The organism is Streptomyces sp. NBC_01571 (genome assembly GCF_026339875.1).
In the GTDB taxonomy this organism is placed as follows: Bacteria; Actinomycetota; Actinomycetes; order Streptomycetales; family Streptomycetaceae; genus Streptomyces.
Genome location: NZ_JAPEPZ010000001.1, coordinates 672849 through 686801 on the forward strand (window position 1 = coordinate 672849; position 13953 = coordinate 686801).

Consider the following 13953-nt stretch of genomic DNA (forward strand, 5'->3'; position numbering starts at 1 on the left):
GCCGACCGCGGGGTCAGTGCGTGCGGCGTCCCACCCGTCGGCTCAGGAAGACCGCGGCCGTACCGGAGATCAGCGACGCGCCGGCGATCCCGCCGAGGCCGGTCATCTCCCGGTCGTGCCCGGCGGAACCGGAACTCGCCAGTGTGGGGCGGCCCGGCTGGGCGGCGCCGGCCGCCTGGACGATCAGGTCGGCCACCGCGTCGGGGTGCGCGATCAGGGACACGTGACAGGAGTTGATCTCCACCGTGTGGGAGTGGGCGCGCTCGGCCTCGAAACGTTCCTGTTCCGGATTGATCGTCATGTCCTGCCGGCCGACGAGGGCCCAGGACGGAATGGTCTTCCAGGCAGCCACCTTGGCCGTCTCCGAGAACGCGGTGGTGGCCGCGGGTCGCTGGGTGACGCCGAGCAGGTTCGCCTGGCTCTCCGGCAGGCAGGCGGCGAAGACCGAGTGCACCTTGTCGCGCTTGAGGTACAGGTCGGTCCCGCTGACACCGTCGCCGGCCTGGTAGGGCACGGACTCGGTGGCGGTCCCCAGAGCGCTGGGGAACCGGGCGCCCAGCGACATGCCGCTCTCCCCCACGTCCGGCATCAGCGCCGAGATGTACACCAGGGACTTCACCTGGGAGTTGCCCTCCGCGGCAGTGCTGATCACGGCACCGCCGTAGGAGTGGCCGGCCAGCACGATCGGGCCCCTGATGCTCTTCAGTACGGAGGCGATGTAGGTGGAGTCGCTGTACAGCCCGCGCAGTGGGTTGGCCGGAGCCATGACGGTGTAACCACGGCGTTCGAGCCGCTCGATCACCCCGTTCCAGCTGGAGCCGTCCGCGAAGGCACCGTGTACCAGCACGATGGTGGGCTTCGCGCCGCCGTCCGCGACGGCCGGGGCCACCCCGGCCGTGCACAGGGCGGCGACGGCGCACCCGGCCGCCGCGGTGCGGGAGCGCCGTATTCGGCGTCGCGATCCAGAAACCGCAGATGTCCGCATGCCGTTCTCGCTTTCTCTTGATGCCTACGGCACCAGATCGTTCACGCCTCCGTTCCGCCGAGCCCGGCCACGCGGTCCAACCGGGTGAGATGTGCGTGGCATCGGGGTGACAACCGGCTCACGGCCGTGGTCGGGGACGATAGCGGCGAACTGGAAACCGGCGGACACGCCCATCCGTGTCCGTACACGGGATCCCGGGCGTGGATCCGCGGGAGCGCTTCCGGCTTCCCGCGGATCCCTCCTGTGCGGACCGGCGCGAGGTCAGTGCCTGCCGAGGCCGTTGAGGAACAGGTCCACGACCAGGTCCGCCGCCTGCGGAGCCTCGACGTCGGGGAATCGGTGAGCGGCGCTGTCCACCAGGTCGTCGAGGACGCCCCTCGCCCACGCCCCCGGGATGTCGGTGCGCAGAAAGCCCTCGTCGGCCGCGCGCTGGAGGAAGGCGTCCAGTCGCCGGCTCTGTTCCTCACGTGGGTCGCGGGCCTTCGGGTCCGCCTGCATCATCCGGCGCGTGTCGACGGGCCACTCCCGGCTGACCGGAATGATCCCTTCGACGTAGCGGTGCAGAGCTACGGCCACCGGGGCCTCCATCAGCCGGGCCTCGTCGAGAACACGTGCGGCGGAGTCGAGCTTCGCCTGGAACACGGCGTCGAGCAGGGCCTCACGGGTGGCGAAGCGGCGGTGGACGGTGGTGCGGTCCACGCCCGCCGCGGCGGCGATGGCCGAGATCGAGGTGCTCGGGTCGTCGGCGAGAAGTCGGGCCCCGGTGCGCAGGACCGCGGCCAGGTTGCGTGCGGCGTCAGCTCTCATGATGCGGCAGCATATCAACCAGTCGCAATTAGGCCGTGTTCATCAACATCTGAGGGGGAACAGTCCACTCTGGTGCCATAGGACTGATGCACTTAGGCCGCACCGCCGTGTGCAACTGCCCCTTGTCACTGTTGACACGGCCTGGCCTCGCGCCGCTCCGCTTGGACTTCTTCGGTCTCCGGTCCGGAAGAGCCGGCGGGGTCACTCGGTTCGGACGCCACGACGACCACCTGGTCCTCGGCGCTCCACGCGCGCCGCTCCCCCTTGTGGGGGTTGAGCCGGACCCCGAGGTCCGGGAGCGTGGCGCGCCGGTCGTGACGGCGGTATCCGATGGCGCACTCACCGCGGTCGCGCGCCGCGGCCACCACGGTGGCGAAGCTCGCCTCGCTGCCCGGGCGGACGTAGTACACGGCGGGCCGCAGGCAGATGGTGCTGCCTTCGGCGGAGAACAACTCGTCGAACACGGCCGCGAGGTGCCGGTTCTGTGCGATCTGCGCCATGAGCAGTCCGGTCAGCTCGCCGCTGACGATGACGTCGGAACCGGGGTTGAGGGGTGCCAGCGGCCGGTTGCGGTCATCGATGAGTTCGGTGACGACCCGCATCTCCCGTCCGGTCCGGTCCTCCAGCAGCCGCACGGCCAGCAGGGTGACCAGAGTCCGGTCGTCGGGCCGGTCGGGCCCGTCCCCCGGATCGGGTCCGAGGACGACCATCCCGTCGTACGGGGCGAGGTCGAGCCCGAGCAGGGTCTCGGGCCGCGACAGGTCGGCGGACTGGAACCGCACCGTCAGCCGGGCGGCAGCCGCGGTCTCCGGTTCCCGCGCCGGTCCCGGCACGGCCCGGTCCGTGACCACGTGCAGCACCGAACCCGGGCGGGCCGTGCGCCGCAACTGGTCCACGACGAGTGGCGCCCGCCGGTTCCAGCCGAGCAGCAACAAGTGGGTGGCGTCGTCCGGAGGTGGCGGGTCGGTGACGATCGCCGCCCGGTCGACGAGGTGCCGGCAGTCCTCCAGCCGCGTCGTGTCGTCGTCGTGAGCGAGGACGATCAGGCGGCTTCCCGGTGCGACGACGGTGTCGGCGGCCGGATTCAGCAGCGTACGTCCCTCGGGGGTGAGCAGTCCGACCACGCAGGAACTGGCGTGACCCAGCAGAACCGTGCCGAAGGGCGTCCCGTGGAACGCGGACCCGTCGGCGAGGTGGAACTCGTCGCCGGCGAAGTCCAGCAGGTCACGCAGGACCACGGAGAGGCCGGGGCGGCCGACGCACTGCGCGATCAGCCTCGCCGTGACCGTGTCGGTCTCCAGGACCGTGCCCCGTGCGCCGGCGGCCAGTCGGGCCGGTGCGCGGTAGCGGTCGTCCCGCACGGCGGCCAGCACCGGCGGCCCGCCCGTCCCCTCGCCCAGGACCGCTCGCAGGGCCAGCAGGACGCGCAGGACCTCGGCGTCGGCCGTCGGCTCCCCGGACGGCAGGACCAGCACGGTGCTCGCCGTGCGCGGGCTGACCAGCGCGAGTACGCCGGGGTCGCTCGCCGGGCCGCTGCGGCAGATGATCCGGGCGCGGCCCGGCGGACCGGTCTGGAGCGCCAGCGCCCGCTCCATCTCGGTCTTGTCCCGGTCGGCGAGCAGGACGATGGCCCGCGGCCGGTGTGCGGCCTGGGCGGCGATCAGTTCGCCGACCACCGTGGCCACCTGGTCCGACCAGCCGAGTACGACGGCGTGGCCCTCCTCGATCACCGTCGACCTGCCGCGGCTCAACTCCGCCAGCCGGTCGGCCAGGCCCGTGGTGATGACCCCGACAAGAGTCGACACGCACAGCAGCGCGACCAGCCCGAGCAGGGCCGCGAGCAGCATGCGCAACGGGGTGCCCGTCACCGCGCCGAGGCGTAGCGTCTCCGCGCTGGTCCGCCACACCGCCGTCAGCCCAGCGTGGTGCCGTCCTGGCCCAGGCCGTGTCCCACGCGGCCAGGTTGTGTCGCCGCAGTACGAGGTCGGTGATGCCGTACGCGACGCCCCCGAGGAAGGCGACGGCCAGGGCCGCGGTGATCGCCCAGCCCATGCAGCGGCTGCGGATCCGGTCGGTGGTCAGCGGCGGCCCGGTGAGCCGTCCCCGGGTGTCGGACCAGATCCGGATGGTGCTGCCCTCGGTCAGACCGGGCCGCACCCCGGTCTTCGCGGTGCTTGTGTGCCCGGTGGGGTCGGTGAAGCGGACGCTGACCGGGTAGCGGCTCTCCTTCTCCTCCGTCGACCCCGGCTCGGGGTGGCGTGGGGCGTCCTGGACGAGGACCGCGAGGGCCGGCTGTCTCGCCTCCTGCTGGCGCTCGGCGGATCGGTATGGCCGTGGACGCCAACGTGCTCGTCTTCGAACGTGCCCGCGAGGAGTACACCTCCCGGCACCGTCCCAGCCCGTGCTCGGCCCTCACCGCCGGATTACGCAACGCCTTCAGCGCGATCGCCGACTCCAACATCACCACGCTGATCGCGGCCGTACTGCTGTTCCTCCTCGCCTCCGGGCCCGTGCGCGGATTCGGTGTCACCCGCGGCATCGGCGTCGTCGCCTCCATGGTCAGCGCGTTGGTGGTCACGCGGGTGCTCGCCGACCACGCCGCGTCCCGCCCGTGGGAGCGCCGTCGTCCTCGTGTCACCGGAATCGCCACAGCCGGCCGGGTCCGCGACCGGCTCCTGCGCCGCAGGCCCGATCTGATGCGCCGGCCGCGCCGCTGGCTGGCCGCCTCCGCCGCCGTCCTGGTCCTCGCCTCGTCGGGCATCGCGGTGCGTGGCCTTCAGTTCGGCATCGACTTCACCGGTGGCCGTCTGGTGGAGTACGCCACCGGCGTCCCCGTGGACCCGGAACGTGCCCGCGCCGATCTCGAGGACGCGGGAGTCGCCCGAGCGGTCGTCCAGTTCTCCGGCGACACCGGACTCACGGTACGCACCGAGGAGTTGACCGACACCGAGGCGGCCACGGTGACACGGACCATCGGCACGCTCGGCGGGGGTGGCGGACAAGGTCCGCGACGAGTTGATCGGCCCCAGCCTGGGCGAGGAGCTGCGCCGCAACGCGCTCATCGCGCTCGCCGTGGCGCTCGGCGCCCGGCTGCTCTATCTCGCGGCCCGCGTCCGCCGGCTGTTCGGCACCGCCGCGGTCGCGGCGCTCGCCCACGACGTCCTCGTCCTCGTCGGCGTCTTCACCTGGCTCGGCAAGCCCGTCGACGGCGTCTTCCTCGCCGCCCTGCTCACCGTCGTCGGCTACTCGGTCAACGACTCGGTCGTCGTCTTCGACCGGATCGGGGAGCCGCTCCGGCGCAACGCCGGGAGCCCGCTGCCGAACCTGGCCAATCACGCGATCCTGCAGACGCTGCCCCGTACCGTCAACACGGGCATGGGCGCGGCGCTCATCCTCACCGCCCTGGCCGTCCTCGGCGGGGAGTCGCTCACCGACTTCGCGCTCGCCCTGCTCATCGGTCTCGCGGTCGGCACGTACTCCTCCGTCTTCACCGCCGTCCCCGTGGCGATCGAACTCCACCGCCGTGACCGGCCCCGGCATCCCGCACGCCGGGCGCGCGAGGTCGCCCACGACGGAATTCTCTGACCAACCCACCACAGACTGCGGCGAGTTCACGCAACGTGCCGCTGAGGTCAGGTCCGTCGGCGCCACCCACCGGCGCGCTCGGTTCCCTCCGCAGTAGGACACACGGCTTCGTCGTGACACGACGCGCCGGCCCGGCCTTCCGCGCCGTGACGGTGACCTCGCCGGAGGGCACCGCCCGGCCGGAGGGGTGATCGGCCGCCGGGGCGGGTTTGGCCCAGGAGCGGGGCGGGAAACCGTCAACGTTCCCCCAGGCGGCTGGGCCGGACCTCCGGCCCCGCCGTCCGTGGGTGCCGGCTCAGGGAAGGAGCGCCAGATGCCGGGAGCCTTTCGGCGCGCGGGAGGCAGCCAAGTGCCTCGGAGGCGCCGGAAAGCGAGGTGCACATGACGGACTCCTCCGACGCGCCACGCAACGGACGACGCCGGCGCCGGACCCCGCGAGCCGTCTGGCACGACTCGGCCCTCGGACGCCTCTGGCAGCACGGCAGCGAACTGGAGCTGCTGCACCGGGCCATGGGGTTCGCGGCACTGAGTCTGGTCACCCTGACGCCGCTGCTGATCGTCGTCGCGGCGGCGGCCCCCTTCGAACACCGGGGATTCGCCCTGTGGGTGATCGACGGCATGAGCCTGTCGGGGCATCCGGCGGACGCCGTGGAGAAGCTGTTCTCGGCGCCGCGCAGGGTGCTGAGCACGACCAGCGTCTTCAGTGTGCTCGCCGTCGTGCTGTTCGGTGTCAGTTTCGCCGCGAGCGTGCAGAACGGCTACGAGCGGATCTGGGAGATCCCCGCGGGCCCGTGGCACCACGCGTGGCGGCGCGTGGTGTGGCTCGCCGCCCTGACGGCGTACCTGTTCAGCGAGGCGGAAAGTGGCGCGGTGCTGGTCGGCGGGCTCACGGAGACCATCGTGCGCGTCGCTCTCACCGTGTTCTTCGGTGTTCTCTTCTTCTGGTGGGGGCAGCACTTCCTGCTCGGCGAGCGAGTGCCGTGGTCGGCGCTGTTGCCGGGCGCGGTGGCCACGATGGCGGGGCTGGTCGGTCTGCGCGGGTTCTCGTACGTCGTGTTCTCGCCGCTGATCGTGAACAACGCGATCAGCTACGGGACCGTCGGCACCGTTCTCGTCGTGCAGTCGTGGCTCATCGGCGTCGGTTTCGTCGTCTTCGGCGGAGCCCTGGTGGGCCGCCACATCCACGACGCCATGGAGCGGCACGCCCGATGAAGGCCGCGCGCCGGCGGTGGTCTCACGCCCGGTCGCGGCCGTGGCCCCGGTTCCGCGGCCGCGCCGTCATCGTGGCCGCGGCGACCGCGGTCGCCGCCAGGACGGCCCCGGCCGTGCCGAGCGCCGCCTGCGCGGCACCGCTCGGGGTGCCGTCCGCGGCCAGGTACACGCCTCCGACCACCGCGACGCCGAGCGTGCCGCCCAGCTGCTGGACGGCGTTGAGGAGCCCGGCCGCCGAACCGGTCTCCTGCGCGCCCACACCGCTGAGCGCGGTGGTGAAGAACGGCGGGGCGAACAGACCGGTGCCCAGGCCCGCGACGACGAGCGCGCAGGGCAGTGCCACCGGGTACGTGCCGAGCGGGACGGACCGGTGGGCGAGAACCGCGCCGGCGAGCCCGACGGCGAGGGTGGCGACCCCCGCGTGCATGACCCCGGTCCCGTACCGCGGGACCAGGTACGCGCCCGCGGCCCACGACGCGACGGCCGGCCCGGCGGACCACGGCAGCAGGGTCAGCCCCGCGGTGAGCGGGCCGCGGTGCAGACCCAGTTCCAGGTGGAGCACCACGGTGCTCATGACGCCGTTCGTGACGGCGAAGAAGCGCGTGGAGGTGGCCGGCGCGGCGGGAAACGCGCGACCGCGCAGCAGAGCCGGTTCGATCAGCGGGGCCCGGCAGCGGCGCGCGGTGCGGCGCCGGTGGGTGACGAACAGCACCAGGACGGCCGCGCCCACGGACGCCGCCGTCCATCCGGCCGGTCCCGGTGTGCCGGTCGTCAGCGGGCACACCACCAGCGCGACGCCGGCCATCGCCAGCAGTGTCCCCACCGGGTCCAGCCGCGGTCGGACCGGCGCGCGGTCCTCACGCAGTCGCCGCGCGACGAACAGGACCACGACGGCGTTGACCAACAGGCAGGCGCGCCACGACATGCCGAGCAGGTCGGCGTGGGTCAGTACCCCTCCGAGTACCGGTCCCAGGACCGCCGACACACCCATGCCCGGGCCTATCGTGCCCAGCGCCCTGGGCAGTTCGTCGGCGACAGGGTGCTGCGCGTGTGCGAGACCCGGGCGAACACCCTGATACCGAACGCCGCCGGAGAGCGTCACACATCCTGGCTCGAGCTCTTCTTCGACCTTGTCGCGGTGGCCGGAGTCGCCCAGCTCGCGCACCTGCTGCACGGTGAACCGGATGGCGGGACGTCGGCCTGTACGTGGTGCTGTACCTGGCGTTCTGGACGTGCTGGCTCTCGCCGACCCTCTCCGGAAACGTCGCGGCGGAACGTACGCGTACCCGCGCTCTGTTGCTCGGCATGTTCGGCCTCACGGTGATGGCGGCGGCCGTGCACGGTGTCCAGGAGGGCGGGTCGGTCACGGCGTTCGCCATCGCCTACGCCGCCATCCGTGTCCTGGGCGGCAACGCCTTCGGCGACCGGCGCGGGGTCCTGCTCGACTGGCTGACGGTCTCGTTCACCGCGGGCGCGGTCCCGTGGACCGTCTCCATCTGGGTCGACGGCCCCGCCCGCCAGCCAGGCGCCGGGAATCGACGGCTGACCACGCCGTGTCCGTCGGGGCCGTACGGCGGACACGGCGCGCAGTCGGCGCGCCCCGGACGGCTCCGGGCCGCGGGCCGGTTCACCCCCCGGTGCCCGCGACCCGGCGCCGACGGGTCCTCGCCCTCCCCCACCCGGCTCGGACCCGCCCCGCCGCACCGCACCGGACGGTCGGCTAACAGATCGGCACGGCTCCGGTGTGGAACGCCCCGCCGCCGTCCACGCCGGAACTTGCCTCTCGTACCTGCCTCCTGCTCACAGCCGACACTGTGCTTCGGTCCCGAGCAGGCGAGAAGGCGCGTGCCGTGTCTCGTGCCGTGCCGCTCAGCGGACCGCAGCCATCCCGGCGCCCCCGGGAACGGCGTCCCCGGTCAGTGCCCGACCACGGCGGCGGAGAGCGCGGTCCTGTCCCGGCGCGCGGCGACCCGGTCCAGGAGGTACTGGACGGCCAGGCAGCCCACGACCCAGGCGACCAGGGCGAGCAGCGATCCGGTGAGGTGCGCGTTGTCGAAGTAGGCGGCGTCACGCAGAGCCTGTATCGCGGCCGCCGGCGCCAGGAGCTCGGCCAGCGGGGAGAGCCAGCCGGGCAGGAAGGTGGCGGGCAGGATGCCGCCGGAGGTGGCGTTGCCCAGGATCAGCAGCAGCACGGAGGCGACCGGCATGCCGATGGGGCCGAACAGCCGCAGCAGCACTCCGGTCGCGGCGGCGGTCGCCCAGGCGAGCAGCCCCACCACGACGGCGACGGTGAGGAAGGACGCGGGGAGCGCGCCGAATCCGGTGTGCGCGATGAATGCCACCGTCACGCCGGAGGCGGCGGCGAAGACCAGCATCGACGCCGCCCGGGCCGTCAGCGCCAGGCGCGGGGCGATCTGATAGGAGGACACCGCGAAGAGGAACCCGGCGAGCACCACGCCGAACGCGGCGTAGAACGCCGACAGTCCGCGGGCGTCGCCGGCCGCCAGCGGCCGCACATCCCGTACGGGGACGGGGTGGCCGACCGCTTGGGTCGCGGCCGTGGCGAGGCTGGAGACGACGGAGGGGCCCTGCGCGCCGGCGGCCAGCAGACGCATGCCGTGGGCGTCGCTGACCAGAGCGGCCGGAACCTCGTCGTGGACGATGGCCCGGCGGGCCGCGTCCGCGTCCGGGTAGCGGTGGAAGGAGTAGGCGTCCGGTGCCGCGCTGTTGAGAGCGAGTTCCGTGCGGGCGGCCACCGTGTCGGACGCGGCGATGCCGAGCGGCTGGTGACGCGCGGTGGGGGCGTGGAAGGCCGCCAGATAGACGGCGACGAATATCGTCCCGATCGCCAGCGCGGTGACGACCGGCACGAGCATCGCCTTGCGGACTCCGGCGGCGGCCGCGAGCACCGGGGCCGGGATGCCCGGCTCGGTGTCGGCCAGCGCGTGGCGGCCGTGCGCGGGACGATGGCCCGCCGGATACGCGTCCGGGTCGTACGGGGTGCCGTCGGGTGAGGCGATGACGGGGAGTTCCGAGCTGGGTTGCATGAAGGAAGGGCTCTCTGGGAGTCCGCGACGTACGCGGGAGGTCATCTCGGTCCAGGACGCGACCGGCGGTCAGGAGGATTGCGGGGGGGGTGGCGATGCCGACGTGACGGGAGTGGGCCGCGGTGCGCCGCCGCTCCGGCGGCGATGCGTCTGGGCTCGGTCGGGGGCGGGCGACGCGGTGGGGCCCGGTCGGGAGGGTCCCCGTCCGGCCGCACGCGTACGCCACGGCCGGCCGGCGGTTCGGTCGGCGCCGGTGTCAGCTCCGGAGCGACGGCGCCGGCCCGCACGGCGACCGCCCGGTGCCCCGCCGCGCGCACTCGACCACCAGCCGGTCAGCCACCTCTGTGGCGCCCCGGTGGCCGGTCGCCACCGCTCTGCCCTTGCAACGTGCCAACTGCACGGTCGTCACCGCTTCTCTTCTCTCGCGACAGGTGAGGAGTGCCGCGAGAGACACCGTCGGCGCCCGCGACGAACGCCGGCCCGCAGAGCGGGGGCACCCCACGCCAAAAGACGCACTCATGGCGTGCCGCTCGGGCCGACCTCGTCGACGGTACACTAAACGCAGAAAATCCTGCACTTGTTGTGCTGTGGGGACCGCCACTGCCGTAACCTCGACGCATCCGCCAGAACAGACCGCACAGACCAGAAGGCGACGGGCCCACGGTGACTCCCAGCGCATCGCGAGAAGACGGCCGACCGCGGTTGCGGGCGGACGCCGCACGCAACCGCGACCAGATCCTGGCCGCCGCGCGAGCCGCCTTCCGGGAGCTGGGCACCGCTGCCCCGCTGGACGAGATCGCCCGCCGCGCCGGGGTCAACATCGCCACGCTCTACCGGCGTTTCCCCGACCGTGACGCTCTCATCCGGCAAGTCGTCGTCGACGGTTTCACCCTGGTGCATCGCACCGTGCGCCGCGCGCTCGAGGCCGCGCCCCGCGACCCGCTGGCCGCCATCGGGGAATTCCTGCTCACCCTGGTGGACGAGCGGGAGATGCTCGTCCTGCCCCTGATCGGCGGTCCGGTCACCGACGATCCCGAGGCCGCGGCCCTGCAGCGTGAGATCGTGACCGTCCTGGAGGAGCTCCTGGCCACGGCCCGCGCGCAGGGCGTGGTCCGTCCGGACGCGACGGCGGTGGACCTGATCGCCACCGGAGCGCTCTCCTGCCGTCCGCTCCCGCACCTCCCCGCCGAGCAGGCCAGCGCGCTCGCCGCCCGTCACGTGCGCATCTTCCTCGACGGCCTGCGCCCGGACGGTGCCCGGCCGCTCCCCCCGCCGCCCACGAACGAGGACCTCACCGTCCACCTGCACCCCGTCAAGGGCACCGACCGCGGGAGCGGTCCCTCCGCGAGGTGACCGGGCCGGCCCCGCTTCCCGTACGGGGGGGGACCGGCCCACTTCCCGTACGGCGACGGACCGCGAACCCTCAGTCCCTCCCCCGCAGTTCTTCGTAGGGGATGCGCGAAAGGTGGAGGACCTCGCCGAGCGTCCCCCACTCGTCACCGCCCAGCTTGGTCAACGGGCGCAGCCGTGCGGAGCTCGGCCGTCGGCCGGCCATGAACTGCTCGTGGACCGCCATGTGGAGCACGCGTCCGAAGACCACCGTGGAATTTCCCAGACGCACCGTCATGTGCGACCGGCATTCCAGGACGACCGGTGAGGCGGCCACCCTGGCCGGTCGCACATGCAGGCTGGGTTCCCGTTCGATGCCCGCGTAGCCGAACTCGCTCACGCTGCGCGGGAAGTCCGTGGCGGTGGCGTTGACCTGATGGAGCAGGGACTCGGAGGCGAAGTTGACGACGAACTCGCCCGTGTCCTCGACGTTGCGCAGCGAGTCCTTGCGGCCGATCGAGGTGAACTGCACGATCGCCGGCTCGGTGCTGGCGATGGTGAAGAAGGAGTGGGGTGCGAGGTTCTCCGTGGCCCCGTCCGGGGTGACGGTGGAGATCCACGCGATCGGACGGGGCACCACGACGGAGGTCATGAGCCCGTAGAAGGACGTGCTGTCCATGGCCTCTGGATCGAAGTCGACGCGCATGGCCTCACCTTCCACGGACGGCGCGCCGGTCGAGGCGTTCGACACGCGCAGTCCCGGAGCGTCAGGCCGGCGTCCGGCGGCACCCGTCCGGGCTCGTCCGTCCCCCCGTTCCCGTGGCGCCGGACGTGTGCGGGGTCCGGCGCCACGCCGGCGGATGCCCTGCGAGGTCAGAGCGACGTCATGACGTGCTTGAGGCGGGTGTAGTCCTCGAAGCCGTAGGCGGACAGGTCCTTGCCGTAGCCGGACTTCTTGAACCCGCCGTGCGGCATCTCGGCCACGAGTGCCATGTGGGTGTTGATCCACACACAGCCGAAGTCGAGGTTCTTCGACATCCGCATCGCCCGCGCGTGGTCCTTGGTCCACACCGAGGAGGCCAGCGCGTAGTCGACGCCGTTGGCGTACCGCACGGCCTGCGCCTCGTCCTCGAACGACTGGACGGTCATGACGGGGCCGAAGACCTCGTTCTGGATGATCTCGTCGTCCTGCCGGAGGCCGGAGACCACCGTCGGGGCGTAGAAGTAGCCCTTCTCTCCGACGCGGTGCCCGCCCGCCTCGACCGTGGCGTGCTCGGGGAGGCGCTCGATGAAGCCGCTGACCTGGGCGAGCTGGCCCGCGTTGTTGAGCGGTCCGTACAGTACGTCCTCGTCGTCCGGCTGCCCGGTCCTGGTGTCGGCCGCGGCCTTGGCGAGGGCCGCGACGAACTCGTCGTGGACCGACTCGTGGACCAGGACGCGGGTCGCGGCCGTGCAGTCCTGACCGGCGTTGAAGAAGCCGCCGACCACCAGGTCCTCGACCGCCTTCGCCAGGTCGGCGTCCTCGAAGACCACGGCGGGGGCCTTGCCGCCGAGCTCCAGGTGGACCCGCTTGACGTCCTTGGCCGCGCTCTGCGCGACCTGGATGCCGGCGCGGACCGAGCCGGTGATGGAGGCCATCGCCGGAGTCGGGTGCTCCACCATCAGACGGCCGGTGTCACGGTCGCCGCATACCACGTTGAAGATCCCGCGCGGCAGGTCCAGCTCCTCCAGGACACCGCCGATGATCCCGGCGAGCAGCACCGTGGAGGCCGGGGTGGTGTCCGAGGGCTTGAGGACGACCGCGTTGCCCGCGGCGAGGGCCGGCGCGAACTTCCACACCGCCATCAGCAGGGGGTAGTTCCACGGCGCGACCTGCGCGCAGACACCGACCGGCTCGCGACGGATCACGGAGGTCATGCCCTCCATGTACTCGCCCGCCGACCGGCCTTCGAGCATCCGCGCCGCGCCCGCGAAGAAGCGGACCTGGTCGATGGCGGGGGCGAGTTCCTCGCTGCGGGTCAGGTGGAGCGGCTTGCCGGTGTCGCGGCTCTCGGCGGCGACCAGCTCGTCCGTCCGCGCCTCCATCGCGTCGGCGATCTTCAGCAGCACGCGCTGCCGCACGGACGGTGTCGTGTCGCGCCAGACCGGGAACGCCGCGCCCGCCGCCGCCATCGCCGCGTCGACGTCCGCGGCACCCGACAGCGGGGAGGTCGCGTAGACGTCTCCCGTGGTGGGGTCCACCACTTCCAGTGTGCGGCCGTCCGAGGCGTCGGTGAACTCACCGTCGATGTAGTTGCGGAACGTGGTGCTCATGGAACGTCTCTCCCGGTCAGGCGGTGGTACGGGCGGACAGGTGCTCGTGGACGGCGGTCCAGCCGCCGGTGTCGGCGCGGGTGAAGACGATGGTCTCCCGCTCGTGGACCCTCTCCTCCCCCGCGTGCGTGGCGACCCGCGTCTCCACGTCGTGGCTGAAGACGGCCGTGTCTCCGATGTGCTGGATCAGCTGGGCGCTCGAGGCGCAGCCGAGGACGCGGAACCCGTCCCGCTCCACCCAGCGCTGCCAGAGCGCGCGGTACTCGGCCGTCGAGCCGAGCCGCTCGGGGGTGGTGTGGAAGACGAAGGTCGCGTCCGGGGCGAAGGCGCCGAAGTAGTCGTCGAGCCGGCCCTCGGCGAAGGCGGCGACAAGCGCGTCCGCGGCGGCCCGGACTTCCTGGACGGTGGTGGTGCTCATGCTCAGCTCCTGGTCACGGGCGTACGGCGGGGAGCCGCACCGCCCGGGTCGGCGCCCCGAAGGCGAGCCGGAGCAGGTCGATCGAGCGGGCCGTACGGTCCTCGCCCGGTATCCGCTCGACGCCGTAGGTCCCGATCCCGGTGGCCGAGGACGTCACGGCCACTCCACCTTCCGTTCATGGGCGGTGGCGGTCCCAGCAGTCTGTGGCCCCCGGATGATCACCGACAATTGTGTCCATCACGGAGATGTACCGTTGA

Annotated in this window: 11 protein-coding genes and 3 pseudogenes; 4 read left to right on the forward strand and 10 right to left on the reverse strand. The window is 72.6% G+C overall.

Features of this window, described 5'->3' with window-relative positions; translation table 11 throughout:
* Nucleotides 1–13: 13 nt before the first annotated feature.
* From OHB41_RS03015 to OHB41_RS52535, 4 genes and pseudogenes are all read right to left on the reverse strand, one after another.
* Nucleotides 14–985: an alpha/beta fold hydrolase gene (locus tag OHB41_RS03015; RefSeq protein WP_266696375.1), complete on the reverse strand. Its 972-nt coding sequence runs from the start codon at nt 983–985 to the stop codon at nt 14–16.
* 261 nt (nt 986–1246) lie between these two features.
* The gene (locus OHB41_RS03020) at nt 1247–1792 is read right to left on the reverse strand and encodes a TetR family transcriptional regulator (RefSeq protein WP_266696376.1); all 546 of its coding nucleotides are present in this window, start codon (nt 1790–1792) and stop codon (nt 1247–1249) included.
* 125 nt (nt 1793–1917) lie between these two features.
* Nucleotides 1918–3699, reverse strand: coding sequence for a CASTOR/POLLUX-related putative ion channel (locus tag OHB41_RS03025; RefSeq protein ID WP_266696377.1), 1782 nt, complete (start codon nt 3697–3699; stop codon nt 1918–1920).
* A gap of 76 nt (nt 3700–3775) precedes the next feature.
* Nucleotides 3776–4057: pseudogene (locus OHB41_RS52535) on the reverse strand (Rv1733c family protein); the annotation flags it as partial.
* A 56-nt stretch (nt 4058–4113) separates the two neighbouring features.
* Between OHB41_RS52535 and secF the strand changes: the two are divergent.
* Both secF and OHB41_RS03040 read left to right on the forward strand, forming a co-directional pair.
* A pseudogene (gene secF / locus OHB41_RS03035) lies at nt 4114–5377 on the forward strand (protein translocase subunit SecF); the annotation flags it as partial.
* A gap of 381 nt (nt 5378–5758) precedes the next feature.
* Nucleotides 5759–6589, forward strand: coding sequence for a YhjD/YihY/BrkB family envelope integrity protein (locus OHB41_RS03040; protein WP_266696379.1), 831 nt, complete (start codon nt 5759–5761; stop codon nt 6587–6589).
* 22 nt (nt 6590–6611) lie between these two features.
* Here OHB41_RS03040 and OHB41_RS03045 read toward each other — a convergent pair whose 3' ends face one another.
* Nucleotides 6612–7754, reverse strand: coding sequence for an MFS transporter (locus tag OHB41_RS03045; protein ID WP_266696380.1), 1143 nt, complete (start codon nt 7752–7754; stop codon nt 6612–6614).
* A gap of 32 nt (nt 7755–7786) precedes the next feature.
* Between OHB41_RS03045 and OHB41_RS52250 the strand changes: the two are divergent.
* Nucleotides 7787–8095: pseudogene (locus OHB41_RS52250) on the forward strand (low temperature requirement protein A); the annotation flags it as partial.
* Between the two features lie 410 nt (nt 8096–8505).
* Here the strand turns inward: OHB41_RS52250 and OHB41_RS03050 are convergent.
* Nucleotides 8506–9636 (reverse strand): ABC transporter permease, encoded by a 1131-nt coding sequence (locus OHB41_RS03050; protein ID WP_266696381.1) that lies wholly within the window; start codon nt 9634–9636, stop codon nt 8506–8508.
* Between the two features lie 663 nt (nt 9637–10299).
* Between OHB41_RS03050 and OHB41_RS03055 the strand changes: the two genes are divergently transcribed.
* On the forward strand, nt 10300–10989 hold the full coding sequence (locus OHB41_RS03055; RefSeq protein WP_266696382.1) for a TetR/AcrR family transcriptional regulator: 690 nt from the start codon (nt 10300–10302) through the stop codon (nt 10987–10989).
* Between the two features lie 70 nt (nt 10990–11059).
* Here the strand turns inward: OHB41_RS03055 and OHB41_RS03060 are convergent, their stop codons facing one another.
* From OHB41_RS03060 to OHB41_RS03075, 4 genes are all read right to left on the reverse strand, one after another.
* Nucleotides 11060–11671: a flavin reductase family protein gene (locus OHB41_RS03060; RefSeq protein WP_266696383.1), complete on the reverse strand. Its 612-nt coding sequence runs from the start codon at nt 11669–11671 to the stop codon at nt 11060–11062.
* Between the two features lie 167 nt (nt 11672–11838).
* Nucleotides 11839–13278, reverse strand: coding sequence for a gamma-aminobutyraldehyde dehydrogenase (locus tag OHB41_RS03065; protein WP_266696384.1), 1440 nt, complete (start codon nt 13276–13278; stop codon nt 11839–11841).
* Nucleotides 13279–13294: 16 nt separating this feature from the next.
* Entirely contained in the window at nt 13295–13696 is a 402-nt protein-coding gene (locus OHB41_RS03070) for a nuclear transport factor 2 family protein (protein WP_266696385.1), read from the reverse strand.
* A 13-nt stretch (nt 13697–13709) separates the two neighbouring features.
* On the reverse strand, nt 13710–13853 hold the full coding sequence (locus OHB41_RS03075) for a hypothetical protein (protein WP_266696386.1): 144 nt from the start codon (nt 13851–13853) through the stop codon (nt 13710–13712).
* Nucleotides 13854–13953 lie beyond the last annotated feature (100 nt).